Origin of the sequence: Streptomyces swartbergensis (genome assembly GCF_002148965.1) — a bacterium.
GTDB classification, from domain to species: Bacteria; Actinomycetota; Actinomycetes; order Streptomycetales; family Streptomycetaceae; genus Streptomyces; species Streptomyces swartbergensis.
On sequence record NZ_NGFN01000464.1, the window covers coordinates 1 to 5,585 of the forward strand.

At 74.3% G+C, this 5,585-nt stretch carries 3 protein-coding genes; all 3 read right to left on the reverse strand.

Annotated elements, in window-relative coordinates; translation table 11 throughout:
- Positions 1-877, reverse strand: an 877-nt coding sequence (locus tag CA983_RS39960) for a cellulose-binding protein (protein ID WP_107500335.1), incomplete at its 3' end; no start/stop codon positions are given.
- A 215-nt stretch (positions 878-1,092) separates the two neighbouring features.
- On the reverse strand, positions 1,093-4,050 hold the full coding sequence (locus CA983_RS39965; RefSeq protein ID WP_086605592.1) for an SUKH-4 family immunity protein: 2,958 nt from the start codon (positions 4,048-4,050) through the stop codon (positions 1,093-1,095).
- Between the two features lie 8 nt (positions 4,051-4,058).
- The gene (locus tag CA983_RS39970) at positions 4,059-5,063 is read right to left on the reverse strand and encodes an SMI1/KNR4 family protein (RefSeq protein ID WP_086605593.1); all 1,005 of its coding nucleotides are present in this window, start codon (positions 5,061-5,063) and stop codon (positions 4,059-4,061) included.
- Between the last annotated feature and the right edge of the window lie 522 nt (positions 5,064-5,585).

Consider the following 5,585-nt stretch of genomic DNA (forward strand, 5'->3'; position numbering starts at 1 on the left):
CCACCCGCCCCGCCCACGCCGTCAGGCTGGTGTGTACGCGGTCGATGTGTGCCCGTGCGTCGGCCCCGCGCTCGGCGTGCTCGCGCAGCACGCGCTCCGTCTCCTGTTCGACGGACTCCGCGTGGGCGTGGGCCTGGGCGAGCAACTCGGCGGCGCGCGCGGCTGCCTCTTCCTGCCGGTGCCGGGTCGAGTCCTCGGCGTCGGCGAAGGCCTGCTCGGCCTCGGACAACGCCCTCTCGGCGCACGCCACCGCATCCGCGTGGCGGGCGTCCAGCACGGCCGCCCGGGCGGCATCCTCCCGGTCCATCTCGGCCCACCGCTCGGCGTGCTCCTTGGCCTGCTCGGCCAGCATTCCGGAGGTGCGCTGCCGCATTTCCCGCAACGCGGCCAGCGCCTCGCCCCGCTGCTCCTCGGCCTCACGATCGGCCGCGGCCCGGATCTCGTCGGCCTCGGCGCGCGCCGCGAGCAGCCGTTGCCGGGCGCGTTCGTCCGCATCGGCGCGTACGGCGTCGGCATGCGCCTGCGCGAACTCGCGCACGCCGGCCGCGGACGCGCACGCCCCGTCCACGAGTTCCCGCGCCTCCCGCCGCGCCCCTTCCCGTACGGCCGCGGCCTCCTCCTGGCCGAGTTCGAAGAGCCGCCGCGCCCGCTCTCCGAGCAACTCGTAGGTCTGCGGGACCAGCCGCGCGACGACCTCCCGCAGCTCCGCCAGTTCCGCGTCCATGTGCCGGGCGAGCACCGTCAGCCGCGCGGCCCTCTCCCAGGCCGCGTCACGATCCCCGGAGAGGGCCTGGGCGTACTCGTCGACCTGCTCGGGACGGTAACCGCGCCCCCGCACGGCCGGAAAGCCGTGCGGAGACACCGATGCGCTGCTCATGCCGGGCCCCTCTCCACCAACGGCACCGGACGTCAGCCGACGCGCGATCGAGCACGAAATGGGATCATTCGTGCCCATCTTGGGGGAACAGACGGAAGTGTTCATAACGTGACACTCCCTGTTGACGCGCTGTGTGACAGCCCGGCACGAAAAAACCGGGCCCGGCGGCCTCACGACCGACCGGACCCGGCTCCTCAGGACACGTCAGCGGCGCGTCACAGCAGCCCGTCCCACATCTGCTCCAGCAGCACCGACCACCAGCTCTCCGGCGACCCGAGCGCCGCCGGGTCGAGCGCRGCCAACTGCGCCTGGAAGTCGACGGTCCAACGGCCCGCCTGCTCCTGGGTCAGCCCGAACCGCAGCCGCCACATCCGCCCGAGCAGCGCCAGGCAGCGCGCGAACTCCGGCAGCCCGGTGTTCACGAACTGCGGCGGTACGGGCGCCCCGCCCGGCCCCGCCTCCACCGGCACGGCGACGATGTTCGCCGTGCCGTACTGCACGCAGATCGCCTTGCCGAAGTCGCTGCCCATCACCAGGTAGGAACCCGCGTCCGGGGCCGGCTGCACACCGCGCTCGGCCGCCAGCTCCGCCAGCGTCGGCACGGGCCGGCCCGGCTGAGCCTGCGCCCAGAAGAAGGGGCCCATGTCCATCGGCAGGCCCGCCGCCACCAGCGTGTGCGCCACGACCGGCGGCACACCCTGCCGGGACACGGCGGCCTGCTCGAACCGGAACACCCCCGGCCCGAACGCGGCACCCAGCTCCTGCGCGATGCCCTCCGGCGGGATCGGCGGCGCCGCCTGCACCGGCGGCAACGGCGCCCGCACCGGAGCCGGACGCGCCGGGCCGTCCGCCACCTGGTGCAACTCGCCCTGGTGGGCCAGCAGTTGCTGCATGCCCTGCTGCCGGCTCGCGTGGTCCGTGCCGTACGGCGCGATGCTCGTGATCCGCGCCTGCGGCCACTGCTCCCGGATCATCCGCGCACAGTAGGCACCCGGCAGCTCGCACGACTCCAGCTCGGTGTGCAGTTCCAGCACCTGGTCCGGGGGCACGTTCATGGCCCGCAGCTCGTGGAAGATCTGCCACTCGGGGTGCGGCGTACCCGGCGCCGAACGCCGGATCAGCTGCTGCTCGGAACCGTCCTGCGCGCGGTAGCGCAGCACGGCCTGGTAGCCGGGGCCGACCGTCGGCTGCCCGGTGGGCTGCTGCGGATAGCCGTACGCCGGAGGCTGCCCGGGGGCGGGCTGACCGGGCGGCGGCATGGCGCCGGGAGGCATGGCACCGGGAGGCATCGCACCCGGCGGCATGGCGCCCGGAGGCATCCCACCAGGCGGCATCGCGCCGGGAGGCATCCCACCAGGCGGCATCGGCGGCGCACCGGGCACGCCAGGAGCGGCCTGGGCGCCTGGGACACCCGGTGCAGCGGGTGGTGCGCCGGGGGCCTGCGGCGGCGGAGGCACGCCGGGGCCGCCCGCCGGAGGCGTGGCCAGCATGGTCTCCGCGTGATGCACGGGACCCGGACCGCCGGGAACACCCGGCGCGCCCGGGGCGCCAGGCGGGTTCGGCGCACCCGGAGGCTGCGGAGCACCAGGCGCACCCGGAGGCCCCGGCGGCTGCGGTGCGCCCGGGCCCGTCCGACCGGGATCGGCCAGCATCGTGGCGGCATGGTGGACACCACCGGGCGGCGTACCACCCGGGGCGCCGGGCGGGTTCGGCGCACCCGGAGGCCGCGGCGCACCAGGAGGACCCGGCGGCTGCTGGGGAGGCAGGGGAGCACCGGGGCCCTCATTACCCGGGCCTCCAGGACCCCCGGACCCCTCAGGCCCAAGCGCCGACACGAGCTGCGTAGGCACATAACCACCCGCCGGAGTACCCGGCGCACCGGGCCCCGACGGCGGAGGCGTACCGCCCGGCCGCGCACCCGGCGTCCCCGGGGCGCCCGGCGGAGGCGGCGTCGTCGGCCCCGCGCCCCGTCCACGACCCGGCGGCGGAGCCGCCTTACTGGTCGCGGCGTCGGCGATGTCCCCGGCGTTCGGCGCGAGCGGACGCCCAGGCGCACCCGGCCCGTTCGGCGGCTGCGGAACACTGGCGGGACCGGCAGGACCGGCAGGACCAGCCGAACTTCCGGGACCGGCAGGCCCAGAAGCCGCCGCGCCGCCCGCGGAGCCCACAGATCCACCGTCGGCACCCTGCGGATACCCGTACGGCTGCCCGCCCGGCGGAGGCGGAGGCGGAGGCGTGCCGCCCTGCGGCACCCCACCGGGCGGCGTACCCGGCACGCCCGGAGCCGGAGCGGCACCCGCCGCCCCCGGCGGATAGCCGTAGCCCGGCCCACCAGGCGCAGCCACACCCGCACCCGAACCCGGACCACCCTGCGCGTTCGGTTCGTCGATCGCCGGTGAGACCGCCGTCGGCGGAAGCTGGCTGCCGCCCGACAGCAGCGCCGTCTTGGCCTCCGGCGTCGTCGGCGGCGTGTCACCGTCGGTCTCGCTCAGCGGCGGCGCGAAAACGGTCGCGGGCAGTGGTACGGAACGGTCGTCCCCTGCATCGCCGTTGGTGTCCGTACCCGCCCAGGGCGTGGCACCGGCAGGCGCACCGGGCGTCTCCGCTCCCCCGCCGTCACTCCCCACGGCAGCAGGCCAGGACGCACCGGAAGCGGAATCACCACCCGCACCGCCGGCAGAAGCGGCACCCGCAGCACCAGCCGGGTCACCAGCGGAAGCCGACGCGGCACCCGCACGCGCCCCCGCTCCCGAACCCGCACCCGCACCCGCACCCGAATCCGCACCAGCCCCCCGCCGATCCGGAATCCCCAGCTTGTCGGCCGCGTCCTGCAACCACTCCGGCGGAGTCAGCAGGAAGGACGTCTGGTTCAGATCCACCCGGGCCGCCGGAGCCGGCTCCTCCGCCGCGTCCGGACGGCCGTACTCCTCCTCGTACCGGCGGATCACCTCACCCACCGGCAGCCCGGGCCACAGCGTCGCCTCGCCGCTGTCCCGCGCGATCACCAACCGCTGCGCACCACCGTCGGAACGAGGCCCGTCCGCCCGGTCCTCGGCCCACACCACGAACCCCAGGTCGAACTCCCGCACCCGCACCTCACGATGCTGGTACGACGGCACGTCCCCGTTGATCCATTCTTCCGCACGCTCCTGCGCCTGCGCGAAGGTCACCATCGCTGAAGTCACTCCCCCACGGCCGAGGACGACACCGCGCCCACCGGCACCACACGCGCGAACCCGCCGTCCACCATCAGATTCGCCACCGTCTCCAACTCCGGCGGATCACCGGCCAGCCGCGACAGAAAGACGTCGAAGTCGTCCCCGCACGGCAGCAGCAACCGCTCCACCCGCTCCGCCGGCGGCAGCGAGGGATCCACGTCCCGCACGTCGTCGTACGCGCAGAACCACACCGAACCGATCCGGTCACCCTTGACCTTCACCGCCAGCAGCCCGCCCTGCACGAAGGCGACCCCCAGGTAGTCCTTGGTCAGATGGTCACGCAGGCACTTGTTCACGTACACCAGGTCGTTGACGGCCGCCTCGTCCCGCACGGTGAAGAACGGCTGGTCGATCAGCAGCCCCAGCTCCGCGTCCAGCGCGGCACCCACCGGCGCACAGCCCCCCGCCGCCTTCAGGAACGACCGGTACGGACCCGGCAGCCGGTAACCGAGGTCCTCCTCGACCCCCTGCACCTGCGACTCCGTCACCGCCACACCCGACTTCGGCAGCCCGAAGTGCGCCGGACGCGTCTCCTGCAACGGCCGCGTGCCCCGCTTGGCATGGTCGACGCCCGACGTCGCCACACCGCCGTGGTGCCGCAGCAACGCCTTCACCTCGACCGGGACCAGCTCCAGCCGCCGCGAACCCACCGCGTGATGCCACGTCCAGCCGTGCGGCGTCGCCACCGCCGGCACCGTGTCCCACAACTCGTGCCCGGACGCCGCCAGCGCCATGTTCGCCGACACGTAGTCCGTCAGCCGCAACTCGTCGACACCGAAACCCTCCGGCGGCTCCGCGATCTCCGCGGCCGCACGCGCGTAGGGCGAGAAGTCGGGGTAACCACGCTCGTCGACCCGTACCCCTCTCGGGTGACGGGCCGCCCGGACCGGATCCGGGAAATGCACGACCTGCCCGGCGTAGGCCGCGTTCGGCGGCGCGGCTTGCTGCCCGAGCCGACCTGTCGTCATGGCGGTTGCCCCCTGCGGCACTCTGTACGACCCGTATTGACCACCCTTGGCGCACTACGGCCCGTATCGACTGTCACGTCTGTCTGTCTCGACTTCACTGCACTTCCCAGCACCCGCCGACCCCACGGATCACCCTCCGGTTCACTGCATCGATCTCCGAACGGATCACCGCATCGCCCGCGGTGCCGACAGCCTATGCGGTACGACGACACCGGTCACCGGCACCGGTCGGCCGCCCCTCCGCCTCCGTGACCAGCCGTCACCCCACCGTGACGGCAGGCCCCGGTACGGGCGTGTCACCGCTCCCCAGCTTCCGCACCAGCCACGGCATTTGGCAGTCTGTGACCCCCGGGGGATGCACGGAGGGGAAAACGATCATGAACGCGACACAGACGGGACCACACACCGGCAGGTCCGCCGACCCACGAAACGGCGACCCCCGGGGCAGTGCCCCACGAGGCGGCGACCCGCGCACCGGCGCCCCCCGAAGCGGCGACCCCCGCATCGGCTGGAGCGCCACCG

Coding starts and splice junctions, on each gene's coding strand:
- CA983_RS39970 (WP_086605593.1), bottom strand. CDS start 5,063: ATGACGACAGGTCGGCTCGGGCAGCAAGCCGCGCCGCCGAACGCGGCC.